Raw genomic sequence first — 17,487 nt, 5'->3', positions numbered from 1 at the left:
CAAAAAATTGGCCCTACCAATTCTTCGCTTATCTGGACTCTGGTTCACAGTTCCCCAATTAAAACTCACATTAACATTGCCAATTAATAACATTTAATTAACTATTCATTGTCATTATCCCTACACTACAAAATTGGCAGTGCCACTTTTACACAACGTGTGACAAGGAGATGAGCAACAGACTCATTACACGATGTGCGTGGACTCCAGGAGACCTGCAATGAATCTCTGGCAACAAAACTACGATCCCGCCGGGAATATCTGGCTTTCCAGCCTGATAGCATCGCTTCCCATCCTGTTTTTCTTCTTTGCGCTAATTAAGCTCAAACTCAAAGGTTATGTCGCCGCCTCGTGGACAGTCGCTATCGCTCTGACCGTCGCGCTATTGTTCTACAAAATGCCGGTTGCCAATGCGCTGGCCTCGGTGGTTTATGGCTTCTTCTACGGCTTGTGGCCCATCGCGTGGATCATTATTGCGGCGGTGTTCGTCTATAAGATCTCGGTGAAAACCGGGCAATTTGACATTATCCGCTCGTCTATTCTTTCAATAACCCCTGACCAGCGCCTGCAAATGCTGATCGTCGGTTTCTGTTTCGGCGCATTTCTCGAAGGGGCTGCGGGTTTCGGCGCACCAGTGGCGATTACCGCCGCATTGCTGGTCGGCCTGGGCTTTAAACCGCTGTACGCCGCCGGGCTGTGCCTGATTGTTAACACCGCGCCAGTGGCATTTGGTGCGATGGGCATTCCAATCCTGGTTGCCGGACAGGTGACGGGCATCGACAGCTTTGAAATTGGCCAGATGGTGGGTCGTCAGCTACCGTTTATGACCATTATCGTCCTGTTCTGGATCATGGCGATTATGGACGGCTGGCGCGGTATTAAAGAGACGTGGCCTGCGGTCGTGGTTGCAGGTGGTTCATTTGCCATCGCACAGTATCTCAGTTCCAACTTCATTGGGCCGGAACTGCCGGACATTATCTCTTCGCTGGTATCGCTGCTCTGCCTGACACTGTTCCTCAAACGCTGGCAGCCAGTACGCGTTTTCCGCTTCGGCGATCTGGGTGCATCGCAGGTTGATATGACGCTGGCTCACACAGGTTACACGGCGGGTCAGGTGCTGCGAGCCTGGACACCGTTCCTGTTCCTGACCGCCACCGTAACACTTTGGAGTATCCCGCCGTTTAAAGCACTGTTCGCTTCGGGCGGAGCGCTGTATGAATGGGTGATCAACATTCCGGTGCCGTATCTCGACAAACTGGTTGCTCGTATGCCGCCGGTGGTCAGCGAAGCTACCGCCTATGCCGCCGTGTTTAAGTTTGACTGGCTCTCTGCCACCGGCACCGCCATTCTGTTTGCTGCGCTGCTCTCGGTTGTCTGGCTGAAGATGAAACCATCTGACGCTCTCAGCACCTTCGGCAGCACGCTGAAAGAACTGGCGCTGCCCATCTACTCCATCGGTATGGTGCTGGCGTTCGCCTTTATCTCGAACTATTCCGGGCTGTCGTCAACACTGGCGCTGGCACTGGCGCACACCGGCCATGCATTCACCTTCTTCTCGCCGTTCCTCGGCTGGCTGGGGGTATTCCTGACCGGGTCGGATACGTCATCTAACGCTCTGTTTGCCGCTCTGCAAGCCACTGCCGCACAACAAATTGGCGTCTCTGACCTGTTGCTGGTTGCCGCCAATACCACCGGCGGTGTTACCGGGAAGATGATCTCCCCGCAATCCATCGCCATCGCCTGTGCGGCGGTAGGTCTGGTTGGCAAAGAGTCAGACCTGTTCCGCTTTACTGTCAAACACAGCCTGATATTCACCTGTATGGTCGGCGTGATCACCACGCTTCAGGCTTACGTCTTAACGTGGATGATTCCTTAATGATTGCTACACCCAGACGCCTGTCAGACGAAGTTGCCTCCCGTGTGCGGGCGCTGATTGATGAAAAACAGCTGGAGGCGGGCATGAAGCTGCCCGCTGAACGCCAACTGGCGATGCAACTCGGCGTGTCGCGTAATTCACTGCGCGAAGCGCTGGCAAAACTGGTGAGCGAAGGCGTACTTCTTAGTCGTCGCGGTGGTGGCACATTTGTGCGCTGGCGTCATGACGCGTGGTCGGAGCAAAACATCGTCCAGCCGCTGAAAACGCTGATGGCCGATGATCCGGATTACAGTTTCGATATTCTGGAAGCCCGCTACGCCATTGAAGCCAGCACCGCATGGCATGCAGCAATGCGTGCCACGCCTGGCGACAAAGAAAAGATTCAGCTTTGTTTTGAAGCAACGCTCAGCGAAGACCCGGACCTCGCTTCGCAAGCGGACGTTCGTTTTCATCTGGCGATTGCCGAAGCCTCGCATAACATCGTGCTGCTACAAACCATGCGTGGTTTCTTTGATGTTCTGCAATCCTCGGTGATGCAAAGCCGTCAACGGATGTATCTCGTGCCGCCCATTTTTTCACAACTGACCGAGCAGCATCAGGCGGTCATTGACGCCATTTTTGCCGGGGATGCCGACGGGGCGCGTAAAGCGATGATGGCGCATCTCAGTTTTGTCCACAGCACCATGAAAAGATTCGATGAAGATCAGGCGCGCCGTGCACGTATTACCCGCCTGCCCGGTGAGCATAATGAGCATTCGAGGGAGAAAAACGCATGATTATTTCTGCAGCCAGCGATTATCGCGCCGCAGCACAACGCATTCTGCCGCCGTTCCTGTTCCACTATATGGATGGCGGCGCATATTCTGAATATACCCTGCGTCGTAACATGGAAGATTTATCAGAAGTGGCGCTGCGCCAGCGTATTCTGAAAAACATGTCCGACTTAAGTCTGGAAACGACATTGTTTAATGAGAAATTGTCGATGCCAGTAGCGCTGGCTCCAGTGGGCTTGTGCGGCATGTATGCGCGACGCGGCGAAGTTCAAGCCGCAAAAGCGGCGGATGCGCACGGCATTCCGTTTACCCTCTCGACGGTTTCCGTTTGCCCGATTGAGGAAGTCGCACCCGCCATCAAGCGCCCAATGTGGTTCCAGCTTTACGTACTGCGCGATCGCGGTTTTATGCGTAACGCACTGGAGCGAGCAAAAGCCGCGGGGTGTTCTACGCTGGTTTTCACCGTGGATATGCCAACGCCGGGCGCGCGTTACCGTGATGCGCATTCGGGTATGAGCGGCCCAAATGCGGCAATGCGCCGCTACTTGCAGGCGGTGACTCATCCACAATGGGCGTGGGATGTGGGCCTGAATGGTCGTCCGCATGACTTAGGCAATATCTCAACTTACCTCGGCAAACCGACTGGGCTGGAAGATTACATCGGCTGGCTGGGGAATAACTTCGATCCGTCCATCTCCTGGAAAGACCTTGAGTGGATCCGCGATTTCTGGGATGGCCCGATGGTGATCAAAGGGATCCTCGACCCAGAAGATGCCCGTGATGCGGTACGCTTTGGCGCTGACGGGATTGTGGTTTCTAACCACGGCGGTCGTCAGTTAGATGGCGTGCTCTCTTCTGCCCGCGCACTGCCTGCTATTGCGGATGCGGTGAAAGGTGATATCGCCATTCTGGCAGATAGCGGCATTCGTAACGGGCTTGATGTCGTGCGTATGATTGCGCTCGGTGCCGACACCGTACTGCTGGGTCGTGCTTTCCTGTATGCGCTGGCAACAGCAGGCCAGGCTGGCGTGGCTAACCTGCTGAATCTGATCGAAAAAGAGATGAAAGTGGCGATGACGCTGACGGGCGCGAAATCGATCAGTGAAATTACGCAAGATTCGTTGGTGCAGGGACTGGGTAAAGAGTTGCCTGCGGCGCTGGCTCCGATGGCGAAAGGGAATGCGGCATAGTCGTTTGAGCCCCCTAACCCTCTGGGGAGAGGACCGGGGTGAGGGGAAAAGGCCGCACGGCTCACCAATTTTCTGCTATCCTGCCCCCGCACTAAGGGGGCAGTATGCTAAACATCGTACTTTACGAACCAGAAATTCCGCCAAATACTGGCAACATCATCCGTCTTTGCGCTAATACCGGCTTTCGTCTGCATATCATCGAACCGATGGGATTTGCCTGGGACGATAAGCGCCTGCGCCGCGCGGGGCTGGACTACCACGAGTTTACCGCCGTTACGCGTCATCATGACTACAGCGCGTTCCTCGAAGCAGAAAATCCCCAGCGCCTGTTTGCTCTCACTACAAAAGGTACGCCCGCACATAGCGCCGTAAGCTATCAGGATGGCGACTATCTGATGTTCGGCCCGGAAACACGCGGCCTGCCAGCAAGCATTCTTGATGCCCTGCCCGCTGAACAAAAAATTCGGATTCCGATGGTGCCGGACAGCCGCAGCATGAACCTGTCCAATGCGGTTTCGGTAGTGGTGTATGAAGCCTGGCGGCAGCTGGGGTATCCGGGAGCGGTATTGAGAGATTAGTTACGCCAGGCCGGATAGATGATTACATCGCATCCGGCACGATCACAGAACGTCAGATCCCATCCCCATACTCAAACGTATGGTTAATACCGTTGAAATGCTGGTCCATATCCATTGATGGCTTATCGCTGTCTGGTTTACCGACAATGCGTGCCGGAACGCCAGCGGCGGTAGTATGCGGCGGCACCGGTTGCAGCACCACGGAACCTGCGCCAATCTTCGCGCCGCGCCCAACTTCAATATTGCCGAGAATTTTCGCGCCCGCGCCAATCATCACGCCTTCACGAATTTTCGGGTGACGGTCACCGCTGGTTTTCCCAGTACCGCCAAGGGTGACGGATTGCAGAATCGACACGTCGTTTTCAATCACCGCCGTTTCACCAACGACGATGCCCGTCGCATGGTCGAGCATAATGCCACGGCCAATTTTTGCTGCCGGGTGAATATCGACCTGGAACGTCACAGAAACCTGGTTTTGCAGAAAAATAGCCAGTGCGCGACGGCCCTGATTCCACAGCCAGTGACCGATGCGATACGCCTGCAAGGCATGAAAACCTTTCAGGTATAACAACGGCGTTGAGTATTTATCGACTGCCGGGTCGCGGGTACGCACCGCCTGAATATCACAGGCCGCAGAGGCGATCATTTCCGGGTCAGCGGCGTAGGCTTCTTCAACCACTTCGCGGATAGCAATGGCAGGCATGATTGGCGATGACAGCTTGTTCGCCAGCATGTAGCTCAGCGCACTGCCAAGGTTTTCGTGCTTGAGTAGTGTCGCGTGGTAAAAACTGGCCAGCATTGGCTCACAGTCCGCCAGCGTTCTGGCTTCAGCTTTAATATTGTTCCAGACAATTTCCAGTTCTTCACACGACATTGCTTACTCCACACGATGAGATAATGACCGGCCCGTTCTGCGCGGGCCGGGTCATAGCGGTAACAAAGGTTCCCTGAGGTTAGTGGCTGCTGCGCTCGTCCTTGCGTGCACGACCTAGTAAAGTCAATGCTGCCTCGCGCGCGTTTTTTCCGCAATATAATACTTGATAAATTTCCTCGGTTATTGGCATTTCAACGCCGAAGCGATGCGCCAACTCGCGGACTTCTTTCGTATTGCGGTAGCCTTCCACCACCTGACCAATCTTCTCCTGCGCGCTTTGTACATCCATGCCCTGACCGAGCATCATGCCAAAACGGCGGTTACGCGACTGGTTGTCGGTACAGGTAAGCACCAGATCGCCCAGCCCCGCCATGCCCATAAAGGTGGCAGGATCGGCACCCAGCGCCGCGCCAAGACGCGACATCTCAGCCAGGCCACGGGTAATTAGCGCCGTTCGTGCATTCGCGCCAAAACCGATACCGTCGGACATCCCCGCGCCAATGGCAATGACGTTTTTCACCGCGCCGCCAAGCTGGACGCCAATGAAATCCGGATTGCTGTAAACGCGGAAACTTTTGCCACAGTGCAGCAACTGCTGGAGATCATCGGCGAAGGTCTGGTCGGTAGAGGCCAGCGAAATAGCCGTCGGTAAACCTGCCGCCAGTTCTTTCGCAAATGTTGGGCCAGAGATAACCGCTAGCGGAATTTGATCGCCTAACGCCTCACGCGCCACGTCCTGTAACAGACGCCCGGTTTCCGCTTCCAGACCTTTAGTCGCCCACACCAGACGCGCATCAGAACGCATCAGCGGTTTAATCTGGCGCAGCACTTCACCAAAGACATGGCTGGGTACGACGACAAGAATATTACGGCTGGCTGCCAGCGCGGTGGCGAGATCGCTTTCAAGATGGAGCGTATCGGGAAAAGGCACATCGGGGAGAAACGCGGCGTTACAGCGGTCGCGTTCAAGCGTTGCGATATGTTCAGGGTCATGGCCCCAGAGGACAACCTCGTGGCCATTTCTTGCCAGGGTGATGGCAAGAGCGGTGCCGTACGAGCCGGCACCGATCACAGTCATTGAAGCATTACGTTGGTTCATCAGGCATCCTGATGTTCTTCAGTACCTTCGCCAGCCTGCTGCTGCAAATAGTTCATGAACAGCGCATCGAAGTTAACCGGCGCAAGGTTCAGTTGCGGGAATGTACCGCGGGATACCATGCTGGTGATGCATTCACGAGCATACGGGAACAGAATGTTCGGGCAGTATGCGCCCAGGCAATGTGCCAGCTGGGTGCCTTCGATACCCGCGATGGAGAAAATACCGCCCTGCTGAACTTCACACAGGAACGCAGTTTCTTCGCCCAGGGATGCCGTTACGGTAACACGCAGTACCACTTCGTAAACGTCATCTGCCAGTTGAGAAGATGCCGTATCCAGATCAAGTTTAACTTCTGGCTGCCAATCTTTCTGGAAAACGTGCGGCGCGTTCGGCGCTTCGAAAGAAATATCCTTGGTATAAATACGTTGGATCTGGAAAGTCATTTCGGTGTTGTTTTGTTCTGACATGTGTAGAAAACCCTTAAGTGTTGTCCTTAAATACTGCGCAATGTAATGCCAACGTTCACACGTTATTTCAGCAGGGGATCCAGTCCACCACGTGCATCCAATGCATACAAGTCATCACAGCCGCCAATGTGCTGTGCGTCAATAAAAATCTGGGGAACCGTGGTGCGACCGCTGCGTTTGATCATCTCTTCACGCTTAGCGGCGTTGCCATCGATCGGCAGCTCCTGAAAACTCACGCCCTTGCTGCTCAGCAGTGCTTTTGCACGATGGCAATACGGGCAGGTTTCTTTGGTATAGATTTCAACATTGGCCATAACTTAGCTCCTGTTTTTTACCCTGAAATTTCATGTTGCAGGGCGGCAGCAAAATGGAGTGTCCCCAGAAGCTTATAACAATAAGTCGCTGGGGGCATAATTGCAGCTAACGGCCTGCATCATGAAAGACGACAGGTAAATTATTTGCCGCGCACCAGAGGCAAGTTTTCGCCAGCCCAGCCAGCGACGCCGTCTTTCAGCACGAATACTTGCGCAAAACCAGCTTTCGTCAGCGCGTTTGCAGGCTCCTGGCACTGCATGCCAGAACCGTCTACCACGATAACCGGTTTGTCTTTGTGCTTCTCAAGCTCACCAACATTGTTGGCTTTGATTTCGCTCGGCAACAGATTGATAGAACCTGCGATATGGCCTTTACGGAAGTCATCACGCTGACGTAAATCCACAACCACAGCGTCTTCTTTGTTGATCAGACGCGTAGCTTCACCACGAGTAATCACCTTCACTTTCGAGGTCAGGCTCTTAAACGTAGTGACAAGAACCGCCACCAGTAACGCGATCCAGGCGATACTCAGTATGGGATGACGGCCAACAAATTGCATAATTTCTTGCATGGGGGGTAACAACTCCCGACGTAGTGATTAAAAAAACCAGGAAAGGAGTATACCTGCGCAGTGCGGCAAATACAGCCAGCGCGTTAACTGGAATGCAATTTTGCGGGGCGCTACGAAAAAAAATCGCAAATCTGGCATCGGCTTGCCGCGAGCGGTCGTATATTTTGATCTTCAGAGGCTATTTTATCGATTCAGCTGTAGTAAAATTACGCAAATTTTGACTCTTGAGTATGAGGTTGTCGCAATGTCGGTTTCTAAAAAACCTATGGTACTGGTGATTCTGGATGGCTATGGCTATCGCGAAGAACAGCAGGATAACGCCATTTTTAGTGCTAAAACCCCGGTAATGGATGCACTGTGGGCCAATCGTCCGCATACCCTGATCGACGCTTCCGGTCTGGAAGTCGGTCTGCCTGACCGTCAGATGGGTAACTCCGAAGTAGGCCACGTTAACCTGGGTGCCGGCCGCATCGTGTATCAGGACCTGACTCGTCTGGACGTTGAAATCAAAGATCGCGCTTTCTTTGCTAATCCAGTACTGACTGGTGCGGTAGATAAAGCGAAAAACGCAGGCAAAGCAGTACACATTATGGGTCTGCTCTCCGCAGGCGGCGTACACAGCCACGAAGATCACATCATGGCGATGGTAGAACTGGCAGCTGAACGCGGCGCAGAAAAAATCTATCTGCACGCATTCCTTGACGGTCGAGACACTCCGCCGCGCAGTGCTGAATCTTCGCTGAAAAAATTCGAAGAGAAATTTGCCGCGCTGGGTAAAGGCCGCGTAGCGTCCATCATTGGTCGTTACTACGCCATGGACCGCGACAACCGTTGGGATCGCGTTGAAAAAGCCTATGACCTGCTGACTCTGGCGCAGGGTGAGTTCCAGGCCGATACTGCCGTTGCTGGTTTGCAGGCTGCTTATGCTCGCGACGAAAACGACGAATTCGTGAAAGCGACCGTTATCCGTGCGGAAGGCCAGCCAGATGCGGCAATGGAAGACGGCGACGCGCTGATTTTCATGAACTTCCGTGCTGACCGTGCGCGTGAAATCACTCGTGCATTCGTGAACGCTGATTTTGACGGCTTCGCGCGTAAGAAAGTGGTTAACGTCGATTTCGTGATGCTGACCGAATACGCCGCTGACATCAAAACCGCAGTGGCTTACCCACCGGCTTCCCTGGTTAATACCTTCGGCGAGTGGATGGCGAAAAACGACAAAACTCAGCTGCGTATTTCCGAAACTGAGAAATATGCTCACGTCACTTTCTTCTTTAACGGTGGTGTAGAAGAGTCGTTCAAAGGCGAAGACCGCATTCTGATCAACTCGCCGAAAGTCGCTACCTACGACCTGCAGCCGGAAATGAGCTCCGCAGAGCTGACCGAAAAACTGGTTGCGGCAATCAAGAGCGGCAAATACGACACCATTATCTGTAACTATCCGAACGGCGACATGGTAGGTCACACCGGGGTGATGGAAGCGGCGGTTAAAGCGGTAGAAGCGCTGGATCACTGTGTTGCAGAAGTGACAAAAGCCGTTGAGTCCGTGGGTGGACAACTGCTGATCACCGCTGACCACGGTAACGCTGAACAGATGCGCGATCCGGCAACGGGTCAGGCACACACGGCACACACCAACCTGCCAGTTCCGCTGATTTACGTTGGTGATAAGAACGTGAAAGCGGTTGAAGGCGGTAAACTTTCTGACATCGCACCGACCATGTTGTCGCTGATGGGGATGGAAATCCCGCAAGAGATGACTGGTAAGCCGCTGTTCATCGTGGAATAATCCCTCCCCATGAGGGGAAAGGCGATTAATACCATGACACGGGCCACGAAACCGCGCAGGTTTGCAGTCAGGCCCATCATTTACGCCAGCGTTCTTAGCGCTGGCGTATTGTTGTGCACGTTTTCCGCCCACGCGGATGACCGCGACCAACTCAAGTCTATTCAGGCCGATATCGCCGCGAAAGAGCGCGCGGTACGCCAACAGCAGCAACAACGCTCAAGCCTGCTTGCTCAGCTGAAAAAGCAGGAAGAGGCAATCTCCGAAGCCACCCGCAAGCTGCGCGAAACGCAAAACACGCTCAATCAACTGAATAAACAGATTGATGAGATGAACGCGTCGATTGCCAAACTGGAGCAGCAAAAAGCCGCCCAGGAACGCAGCCTCGCCGCGCAACTGGATGCCGCGTTTCGTCAGGGTGAACATACCGGTATTCAGCTGATTCTCAGCGGTGAAGAAAGCCAGCGTGGTCAACGATTGCAGGCTTACTTCGGCTATCTCAACCAGGCGCGACAAGAAACCATCGCCCAGTTGAAGCAAACGCGTGAAGAAGTCGCCATGCAGCGTGCTGAACTGGAAGAGAAACAAAGCGAACAACAAACGCTGTTATATGAGCAGCGCGCCCAACAGGCGAAACTGACTCAGGCGCTGAACGAGCGTAAAAAGACGCTGGCGGGGCTGGAATCTTCCATCCAGCAAGGTCAGCAGCAGCTAAGTGAACTGCGTGCCAACGAATCCCGTCTGCGTAACAGCATTGCCCGTGCAGAAGCGGCAGCGAAAGCGCGTGCTGAACGTGAAGCGCGCGAAGCTCAGGCGGTTCGCGACCGTCAGAAAGAAGCGACGCGTAAAGGCACCACCTACAAACCGACCGAAAGCGAAAAATCGCTGATGTCCCGAACTGGTGGTCTGGGCGCGCCGCGCGGTCAGGCATTCTGGCCGGTTCGTGGGCCAACGCTGCATCGCTATGGCGAACAGCTACAAGGCGAACTGCGTTGGAAAGGGATGGTTATCGGTGCTTCTGAAGGTACTGAAGTTAAAGCGATTGCCGACGGTCGGGTGATTCTGGCCGACTGGCTGCAAGGCTACGGTCTGGTGGTGGTGGTTGAGCACGGTAAAGGCGACATGAGTCTTTACGGCTATAATCAGAGCGCACTGGTGAGCGTTGGTTCGCAGGTTCGCGCGGGCCAGCCAATTGCACTGGTGGGCAGCAGTGGTGGTCAGGGTCGGCCTTCACTCTATTTCGAAATTCGCCGCCAGGGTCAGGCGGTCAATCCACAACCGTGGTTGGGAAGATAAGTTTTGTTTCCATTTCGTCGTAACGTTCTTGCATTTGCCGCGCTGTTGGCGCTCTCCTCCCCCGTAATTGCTGGCAAACTAGCCATCGTCATTGATGATTTTGGTTATCGCCCGCACAACGAAAACCAGGTGCTGGCAATGCCCTCCGCGATCTCCGTCGCCGTGTTACCCGATTCACCGCACGCCAGAGAGATGGCGACCAAAGCGCATAACAGCGGTCACGAAGTGTTGATCCATCTGCCAATGGCACCGTTGAGTAAACAGCCGCTGGAGAAAAACACGCTGCGCCCGGAGATGAGCAGCGACGAAATTGAGCGCATTATTCGTAGTGCGGTCAATAACGTGCCCTATGCCGTGGGAATCAACAACCACATGGGCAGCAAAATGACCTCTAACCTGTTTGGTATGCAGAAAGTGATGCAGGCGCTGGCGCGTTACAATCTTTACTTCCTCGACAGCGTAACCATCGGTAATACCCAGGCGATGCGCGCCGCACAAGGCACTGGCGTGAAGGTTATTAAACGGAAGGTGTTCCTCGACGATTCGCAAAATGAAGCGGATATTCGTGTACAGTTTAATCGTGCAATTGACCTGGCGCGTCGCAACGGTTCGACCATCGCCATTGGTCATCCACATCCCTCAACGGTACGCGTATTGCAACAAATGGTTTATAACCTGCCGCCAGACATTACGCTGGTGAAAGCCAGCAGCTTGCTGAATGAACCGCAGGTCGATACGTCTACGCCACCGAAAAATACGGTGCCCAACGCGCCGCGTAATCCGTTCCGTGGCGTGAAGCTGTGTAAACCGAAAAAACCGCTGGAGCCAGTTTATGCGAATCGCTTCTTTGAAGTATTAAGCGAAAGCATCAGCCAGAGCACGCTGATCGTTTACTTCCAGCATCAGTGGCAAGGCTGGGGCAAACAGCCCGAAGCGGCGAAGTTTAACGCTAGCGCAAATTAAAGGCGCTACGCGTAATGCGATGGTGCGATCGTGTTTTGTCGCGCCATTGCCATAAGCGGAAAGACCACAGTAATGCCTGATAACCCACCTTTACGCTGCGGACATTAGTAATCAGGCGCTTATACATGCCGGAAGTAAATATCTCAGCAATCATCCGTTGGCGGATAATAATATCTGGCTCTTTGCGCACCGCATGGCAAACACGCAATGCTTCGTAAGTTATTTGCTGATGAAATTCCGGATAAATTGTAATTTTGCCGGCATAATTTCGATTTAATTTCTCCAGCAGGCGGGTAATCTTAATATAGTGACGTTGATAATTAAGGTTTTTATTCCCTTGTCTATTCAACCGACTCACTGACGTATTATGCAGATAATATTTATATAACGATTGCTCGGTATATCGCGCACGCAGCGCGTTAAACATAAATTCTGTTGTCCAGACAATATCCTGATGATGTAATCCGGCAATAAATTTAATGTTATTTTTTACAATAACATCGCGGCGATAAACGCCCATCCAGACAACGTGAGTCCAGCGGCGAGAAGAAAGTCCCATCCGCAGCCAGTCCGGGCCGGTTAATACGCCGGTTGAGCGTATGCGATCGGTGGGAATGGATTGCCAGGTTTTCCCCGTTTCACGAAAACACCAGTCAGCGTTGCACTGCGCCACGTCGAGATCGTCCTCTAACGCCATAGTCATCAGCGTTTCATACATGGTGGGATAGACTTCATCATCAGCATCGACAAAAGCAACATATTTGCCCGTCGCTGCCTCGATCCCGCGATTACGCGCCACCGATGCGCCAGCATTCGCCTGATGCAGCAAGCGAACATGTGGATGTTTTTCTGCGTAATGCTTTGCTATTTCAACAGAATTATCCGTTGATCCATCGTTAATAATAATAATTTCCAGAGCAGTCCAGGTTTGCGCAATTAAAGATTCCATGCAAGCGTTGAAATCATCTCCCGCATTATATAACGGGATAATAACACTTAGTTTATTGGTGCTGTTCATCATAAATTACCGACGACCTCTGAAGTTACCCTAACGTTGTACAGGCTTTGTATTAAGAAACCATTAAGCTTGTGAAATATTATTTTTACGGGTGAGAAAGTAACTTCAGGCTAGAGAGATAATGAATGCAGCAATATAAGATAACAGCGCAATTACGATATCTTTATTACACTGACAGGATTTTACATATTTAACGGATTATCCTCAGGAGAAAGGGCTGGAATACCAGCCCTTGTTCGTGTTAATCCCAGCTCAGAATAACTTTCCCGGACTGGCCAGAACGCATGGCATCAAAGCCTTTCTGGAAATCGTCGATGGAGAAACGATGGGTAATGATTGGCGAGAGATCCAGACCAGACTGAATCAGCGCCGCCATCTTGTACCAGGTTTCAAACATCTCACGACCGTAAATACCTTTAATGAACAGGCCTTTAAAGATCACTTTTGTCCAGTCGATAGACATATCAGACGGCGGGATACCCAGCATCGCAATACGACCACCGTGATTCATGGTGTCCAGCATCGTGCGAAACGCTGACGGCGCACCAGACATTTCCAGACCAACATCAAAGCCTTCAGTCATGCCCAGTTCTGCCATTACGTCGTTGAGATTCTCTTTCGCGACGTTAACCGCACGAGTGATACCCATTTTGCGCGCCAGCCCCAGACGGTATTCGTTAACATCAGTGATCACCACGTTGCGTGCACCAACGTGTTTCGCTACAGCCGCGGCCATAATACCAATTGGGCCTGCACCAGAAACCAGAACATCTTCGCCGACCAGATCAAACGATAGCGCCGTATGCACCGCATTTCCGAACGGGTCAAAAATTGCGGCTAAGTCATCAGAGATATTGTCGGGGATTTTGAAGGCGTTGAATGCCGGGATCACCAGATATTCGGCGAAGCAGCCCGGGCGATTAACACCAACGCCTATCGTGTTGCGGCACAAATGGGTACGACCACCACGACAGTTGCGGCAATGACCACAGGTGATATGGCCTTCGCCAGAAACGCGATCGCCGATCTTGAAGCCTTTCACTTCCTGACCGATGCCAACTACCTCACCAACATATTCATGGCCTACAACCATCGGTACTGGGATGGTTTTTTGCGACCACTCATCCCAGTTATAGATGTGAACGTCAGTCCCGCAGATGGCTGTTTTACGGATTTTAATCAGCAGATCGTTATGTCCGAGTTCCGGTTCAGGAACGTCGGTCATCCAGATGCCCTCTTCCGCTTTCAGTTTGGATAACGCTTTCATCTCACATCCTCACTCAGGCGATTACGCCCAGTTGTTTACCAATACGCGTGAACGCTTCTACCGCACGCGTAATTTGCTCAGGAGTATGCGCCGCAGACATCTGAGTACGAATACGCGCCTGACCTTTCGGAACGACCGGATAGAAGAAACCGGTGACGTAAATGCCCTCTTTTTGCAGCTCACGAGCAAATTTCTGCGCCACTACCGCATCGCCAAGCATGACCGGAATAATGGCGTGATCGGCTCCCGCCAGGGTAAAGCCCGCCGCCGACATTTGCTCACGGAACTGACGCGCATTCGCCCACAGACGGTCACGCAGCTCGCTACCCGCTTCAACCATCTCCAGCACTTTGATGGAAGCGGCGACAATCGCTGGTGCCAGCGAGTTGGAGAACAGGTACGGGCGAGAACGCTGGCGCAGCCACTCAACCACCTCTTTGCGCGCCGCGGTATAACCACCAGAAGCCCCGCCCAGTGCTTTACCGAGTGTTCCGGTGATAATATCGACCCGGCCCATCACATCGCAGTATTCATGAGAACCGCGACCGTTCTCACCGACAAAACCGACCGCATGGGAATCATCCACCATCACCAGCGCATCGTATTTATCGGCCAGATCGCAAACCCCTTTCAGGTTGGCAATTACGCCATCCATAGAGAACACGCCATCGGTGGCGATTAACACATGGCGCGCCCCTGATTCACGCGCTTCTTTCAGGCACGCTTCCAGCTCTTGCATATTGTTGTTGGCATAGCGATAGCGTTTGGCTTTGCACAGCCGCACGCCGTCGATGATCGAGGCATGGTTCAGAGCATCGGAGATAATGGCGTCTTCCGCGCCCAGCAGTGTTTCAAACAGACCGCCGTTGGCATCAAAACAGGAAGAGTAGAGAATCGCATCTTCCATGCCGAGAAATGCTGCCAGTTTCTGCTCAAGCTCTTTATGGCTATCCTGGGTGCCGCAGATAAATCGCACCGAAGCCATGCCGAAACCGTGAGAATCCATTCCCGCTTTTGCCGCCGCAATCAGCTCCGGATGATTCGCCAGTCCGAGATAGTTATTGGCGCAAAAGTTTATGACGTGACTTCCATCAGCCACAGTGATGTCTGCTTGCTGCGCAGACGTAATAATGCGTTCTTCTTTAAACAACCCTTCCGCCCTTGCGGTTTCCAGATCGTTAGTTAACTGCTGATAAAATTCTCCACGCATTGCGGTTCTCCAGACAGGGCAATTTCCAGCACATATTACCCAAACTTATAGTTCGCGACGAGATGACGCGTTAACACTTCTGTAAAATTTAGAATAAATAACGTCCATCCCCCTCACTTTCGGCGAATGGCTGAAGCCAACGCCGTGTAGTGATATGATAGAAGTATTCGTGTCTGAGATTGTCTCTGACTCCATAATTCGAAGGTTACAGTTATGATCATCGTTACCGGCGGCGCGGGCTTTATCGGCAGCAACATCGTTAAGGCCCTGAATGATAAAGGCATCACCGATATTCTGGTGGTGGACAACCTGAAAGACGGCACCAAGTTTGTGAACCTGGTGGACCTGGACATCGCGGACTATATGGATAAGGAAGACTTCCTGATCCAGATTATGGCGGGCGAAGAGTTCGGCGATGTCGAAGCGATTTTCCACGAAGGCGCGTGCTCTTCCACTACCGAGTGGGACGGCAAGTATATGATGGATAACAACTATCAATACTCCAAAGAGCTGCTGCACTACTGTCTGGAGCGCGAAATCCCGTTCCTGTACGCCTCTTCCGCAGCCACTTACGGCGGTCGCACCTCCGACTTTATTGAATCCCGCGAATACGAAAAACCACTGAATGTCTACGGTTATTCGAAGTTCCTGTTTGATGAATATGTTCGTCAAATCCTGCCAGAAGCGAACTCGCAGATTGTTGGTTTCCGCTATTTCAACGTTTATGGACCGCGTGAAGGCCATAAAGGCAGCATGGCGAGCGTCGCTTTCCATCTCAACACCCAGCTTAACAACGGTGAGTCTCCGAAACTGTTCGAAGGTAGCGAGAACTTTAAACGCGACTTCGTCTACGTGGGCGACGTGGCTGATGTGAATCTGTGGTTCCTGGAAAATGGCGTTTCCGGCATCTTCAACCTCGGTACTGGCCGTGCGGAATCCTTCCAGGCAGTAGCAGATGCAACGCTTGCTTATCACAAGAAAGGTCAGATCGAATACATTCCGTTCCCGGATAAACTGAAAGGCCGCTATCAGGCGTTTACTCAGGCGGATCTGACTAATCTGCGCGCTGCGGGTTACGACAAACCGTTCAAAACCGTTGCTGAAGGTGTAACGGAATACATGGCCTGGCTGAATCGCGACGCATAAGAGCTCTGCATGAAAATACTGGTGATCGGCCCGTCTTGGGTTGGCGACATGATGATGTCGCAAAGTCTCTATCGCACGCTCCAGGCGCGCTATCCCCAGGCGATAATCGACGTGATGGCACCGGCATGGTGCCGTCCATTATTATCGCGGATGCCGGAAGTTAACGAAGCTATCCCTATGCCTCTCGGTCACGGGGCGCTGGAAATCGGCGAACGCCGCAAACTGGGTCATAGTCTGCGTGAAAAGCGCTACGACCGCGCCTACGTCTTACCCAACTCCTTCAAATCTGCATTAGTGCCTTTCTTCGCGGGTATTCCTCATCGCACCGGCTGGCGCGGCGAGATGCGCTACGGTTTACTCAACGATGTACGTGTGCTCGATAAAGAAGCCTGGCCGCTAATGGTGGAACGCTATGTGGCGCTGGCCTATGACAAAGGCGTGATGCGTACCGCACAAGATCTACCAAAACCGTTGTTATGGCCGCAATTGCAAGTGAGCGAAGGTGAAAAATCGTATGCCTGTAACCAATTTTCGCTCTCATCAGAACGTCCGATGATTGGCTTTTGCCCGGGTGCGGAGTTTGGCCCGGCGAAACGCTGGCCACACTACCACTATGCAGAGCTGGCAAAGCAGCTGATTGATGAAGGTTATCAGGTGGTTCTGTTTGGCTCTGCGAAAGATCATGAGGCGGGCAATGAGATTCTTGCCGCATTGAATACCGAGCAGCAGGCTTGGTGTCGTAATCTGGCTGGCGAAACGCAGCTTGAGCAGGCAGTCATTTTGATTGCCGCCTGTAAAGCCATTGTCACTAACGATTCTGGCCTGATGCACGTTGCTGCGGCGCTCAATCGTCCACTGGTTGCTCTGTATGGGCCGAGCAGTCCGGACTTTACGCCGCCGCTTTCCCATAAAGCGCGCGTGATCCGCCTGATTACCGGCTATCACAAAGTGCGTAAAGGCGATGCCGCAGAAGGATATCACCAGAGTTTGATCGACATTACTCCCCAGCGCGTACTGGAAGAACTCAACGCGCTATTGTTACAAGAGGAAGCCTGACG

General features: G+C 52.9%; 17 protein-coding genes. 9 read left to right on the top strand and 8 right to left on the bottom strand.

Features of this window, described 5'->3' with window-relative positions; genetic code table 11:
* The first annotated feature begins 220 nt into the window (after window positions 1-220).
* The 4 genes from lldP (at window position 221) to trmL (ending at window position 4,417) form a co-directional block, all read left to right on the top strand.
* Window positions 221-1,876, top strand: coding sequence for an L-lactate permease (lldP, locus tag AACS80_RS21840; protein ID WP_135410574.1), 1,656 nt, complete (start codon window positions 221-223; stop codon window positions 1,874-1,876).
* Complete coding sequence (lldR, locus tag AACS80_RS21835; protein WP_135410575.1) at window positions 1,876-2,652, top strand: transcriptional regulator LldR; 777 nt, start codon at window positions 1,876-1,878, stop codon at window positions 2,650-2,652. Before lldP ends, lldR begins: the two co-directional genes overlap by 1 nt.
* A complete protein-coding gene (gene lldD, locus AACS80_RS21830) occupies window positions 2,649-3,839 on the top strand; it encodes a quinone-dependent L-lactate dehydrogenase (RefSeq protein WP_135410576.1) in 1,191 nt (396 codons plus the stop codon). The genes lldR and lldD overlap by 4 nt, the downstream gene beginning before the upstream one ends.
* Before the next feature lie 104 nt (window positions 3,840-3,943).
* On the top strand, window positions 3,944-4,417 hold the full coding sequence (gene trmL / locus AACS80_RS21825) for a tRNA (uridine(34)/cytosine(34)/5-carboxymethylaminomethyluridine(34)-2'-O)-methyltransferase TrmL (protein WP_000932351.1): 474 nt from the start codon (window positions 3,944-3,946) through the stop codon (window positions 4,415-4,417).
* Between the two features lie 52 nt (window positions 4,418-4,469).
* Here the strand turns inward: trmL and cysE are convergent, their stop codons facing one another.
* From cysE to AACS80_RS21800, 5 genes are all read right to left on the bottom strand, one after another.
* Window positions 4,470-5,291 (bottom strand): serine O-acetyltransferase, encoded by an 822-nt coding sequence (gene cysE, locus AACS80_RS21820; protein ID WP_001277565.1) that lies wholly within the window; start codon window positions 5,289-5,291, stop codon window positions 4,470-4,472.
* Window positions 5,292-5,370: 79 nt separating this feature from the next.
* Window positions 5,371-6,390, bottom strand: a complete 1,020-nt coding sequence (gene gpsA / locus AACS80_RS21815; protein ID WP_112914747.1) for an NAD(P)H-dependent glycerol-3-phosphate dehydrogenase — start codon at window positions 6,388-6,390, stop codon at window positions 5,371-5,373.
* Complete coding sequence (secB, locus tag AACS80_RS21810) at window positions 6,390-6,857, bottom strand: protein-export chaperone SecB (RefSeq protein WP_130206686.1); 468 nt, start codon at window positions 6,855-6,857, stop codon at window positions 6,390-6,392. The genes gpsA and secB overlap by 1 nt, the downstream gene beginning before the upstream one ends.
* A 62-nt stretch (window positions 6,858-6,919) precedes the next feature.
* Window positions 6,920-7,171 (bottom strand): glutaredoxin 3, encoded by a 252-nt coding sequence (grxC, locus tag AACS80_RS21805; RefSeq protein ID WP_000024392.1) that lies wholly within the window; start codon window positions 7,169-7,171, stop codon window positions 6,920-6,922.
* 140 nt (window positions 7,172-7,311) lie between these two features.
* Window positions 7,312-7,743: a rhodanese-like domain-containing protein gene (locus tag AACS80_RS21800; RefSeq protein ID WP_130215194.1), complete on the bottom strand. Its 432-nt coding sequence runs from the start codon at window positions 7,741-7,743 to the stop codon at window positions 7,312-7,314.
* 244 nt (window positions 7,744-7,987) lie between these two features.
* On the opposite strand from AACS80_RS21800, the gene gpmM reads away from it, so the two are divergent.
* The 3 genes from gpmM to AACS80_RS21785 are packed head-to-tail and all read left to right on the top strand — an operon-like array spanning window position 7,988 to window position 11,788.
* On the top strand, window positions 7,988-9,532 hold the full coding sequence (gene gpmM / locus AACS80_RS21795; protein WP_130215192.1) for a 2,3-bisphosphoglycerate-independent phosphoglycerate mutase: 1,545 nt from the start codon (window positions 7,988-7,990) through the stop codon (window positions 9,530-9,532).
* Window positions 9,533-9,565: 33 nt separating this feature from the next.
* Entirely contained in the window at window positions 9,566-10,825 is a 1,260-nt protein-coding gene (envC, locus tag AACS80_RS21790) for a murein hydrolase activator EnvC (RefSeq protein ID WP_001626259.1), read from the top strand.
* Between the two features lie 3 nt (window positions 10,826-10,828).
* Window positions 10,829-11,788 carry a divergent polysaccharide deacetylase family protein gene (locus tag AACS80_RS21785; RefSeq protein WP_135410577.1) on the top strand — a complete coding sequence of 320 codons (960 nt, stop codon included), beginning with the start codon at window positions 10,829-10,831 and terminating at the stop codon, window positions 11,786-11,788.
* Here the strand turns inward: AACS80_RS21785 and waaH are convergent.
* From waaH to kbl, 3 genes are all read right to left on the bottom strand, one after another.
* Window positions 11,775-12,809 (bottom strand): UDP-glucuronate:LPS(HepIII) glycosyltransferase, encoded by a 1,035-nt coding sequence (gene waaH / locus AACS80_RS21780; protein ID WP_138183992.1) that lies wholly within the window; start codon window positions 12,807-12,809, stop codon window positions 11,775-11,777. The genes AACS80_RS21785 and waaH overlap by 14 nt on opposite strands.
* 238 nt (window positions 12,810-13,047) lie before the next feature.
* Window positions 13,048-14,073: an L-threonine 3-dehydrogenase gene (gene tdh, locus AACS80_RS21775; RefSeq protein ID WP_130206693.1), complete on the bottom strand. Its 1,026-nt coding sequence runs from the start codon at window positions 14,071-14,073 to the stop codon at window positions 13,048-13,050.
* A gap of 13 nt (window positions 14,074-14,086) precedes the next feature.
* The gene (kbl, locus tag AACS80_RS21770; protein WP_064526086.1) at window positions 14,087-15,283 is read right to left on the bottom strand and encodes a glycine C-acetyltransferase; all 1,197 of its coding nucleotides are present in this window, start codon (window positions 15,281-15,283) and stop codon (window positions 14,087-14,089) included.
* Window positions 15,284-15,496: 213 nt separating this feature from the next.
* Here kbl and rfaD point away from each other — a divergent pair, with 213 nt between their 5' ends.
* Window positions 15,497-16,429, top strand: a complete 933-nt coding sequence (gene rfaD, locus AACS80_RS21765) for an ADP-glyceromanno-heptose 6-epimerase (protein ID WP_000587750.1) — start codon at window positions 15,497-15,499, stop codon at window positions 16,427-16,429.
* A gap of 9 nt (window positions 16,430-16,438) precedes the next feature.
* Window positions 16,439-17,485, top strand: coding sequence for an ADP-heptose--LPS heptosyltransferase RfaF (rfaF, locus tag AACS80_RS21760; protein WP_135410578.1), 1,047 nt, complete (start codon window positions 16,439-16,441; stop codon window positions 17,483-17,485).
* Window positions 17,486-17,487: the final 2 nt, after the last annotated feature.

Source organism: Escherichia sp. E4385, from assembly GCF_963883145.1.
Classification (GTDB): Bacteria; Pseudomonadota; Gammaproteobacteria; order Enterobacterales; family Enterobacteriaceae; genus Escherichia.
This window is presented reverse-complemented; position numbering and strand designations above follow the sequence as displayed.

Bases quoted from the DNA above. Each gene is read 5' to 3' on its own strand.
- lldP (WP_135410574.1), top strand. From the start codon at position 221: ATGAATCTCTGGCAACAAAACTACGATCCCGCCGGGAATATCTGGCTT.
- lldR (WP_135410575.1), top strand. From the start codon at position 1,876: ATGATTGCTACACCCAGACGCCTGTCAGACGAAGTTGCCTCCCGTGTG.
- lldD (WP_135410576.1), top strand. From the start codon at position 2,649: ATGATTATTTCTGCAGCCAGCGATTATCGCGCCGCAGCACAACGCATT.
- trmL (WP_000932351.1), top strand. From the start codon at position 3,944: ATGCTAAACATCGTACTTTACGAACCAGAAATTCCGCCAAATACTGGC.
- cysE (WP_001277565.1), bottom strand. From the start codon at position 5,291: ATGTCGTGTGAAGAACTGGAAATTGTCTGGAACAATATTAAAGCTGAA.
- gpsA (WP_112914747.1), bottom strand. From the start codon at position 6,390: ATGAACCAACGTAATGCTTCAATGACTGTGATCGGTGCCGGCTCGTAC.
- secB (WP_130206686.1), bottom strand. From the start codon at position 6,857: ATGTCAGAACAAAACAACACCGAAATGACTTTCCAGATCCAACGTATT.
- grxC (WP_000024392.1), bottom strand. From the start codon at position 7,171: ATGGCCAATGTTGAAATCTATACCAAAGAAACCTGCCCGTATTGCCAT.
- AACS80_RS21800 (WP_130215194.1), bottom strand. From the start codon at position 7,743: ATGCAAGAAATTATGCAATTTGTTGGCCGTCATCCCATACTGAGTATC.
- gpmM (WP_130215192.1), top strand. From the start codon at position 7,988: ATGTCGGTTTCTAAAAAACCTATGGTACTGGTGATTCTGGATGGCTAT.
- envC (WP_001626259.1), top strand. From the start codon at position 9,566: ATGACACGGGCCACGAAACCGCGCAGGTTTGCAGTCAGGCCCATCATT.
- waaH (WP_138183992.1), bottom strand. From the start codon at position 12,809: ATGATGAACAGCACCAATAAACTAAGTGTTATTATCCCGTTATATAAT.
- tdh (WP_130206693.1), bottom strand. From the start codon at position 14,073: ATGAAAGCGTTATCCAAACTGAAAGCGGAAGAGGGCATCTGGATGACC.
- kbl (WP_064526086.1), bottom strand. From the start codon at position 15,283: ATGCGTGGAGAATTTTATCAGCAGTTAACTAACGATCTGGAAACCGCA.
- rfaD (WP_000587750.1), top strand. From the start codon at position 15,497: ATGATCATCGTTACCGGCGGCGCGGGCTTTATCGGCAGCAACATCGTT.
- rfaF (WP_135410578.1), top strand. From the start codon at position 16,439: ATGAAAATACTGGTGATCGGCCCGTCTTGGGTTGGCGACATGATGATG.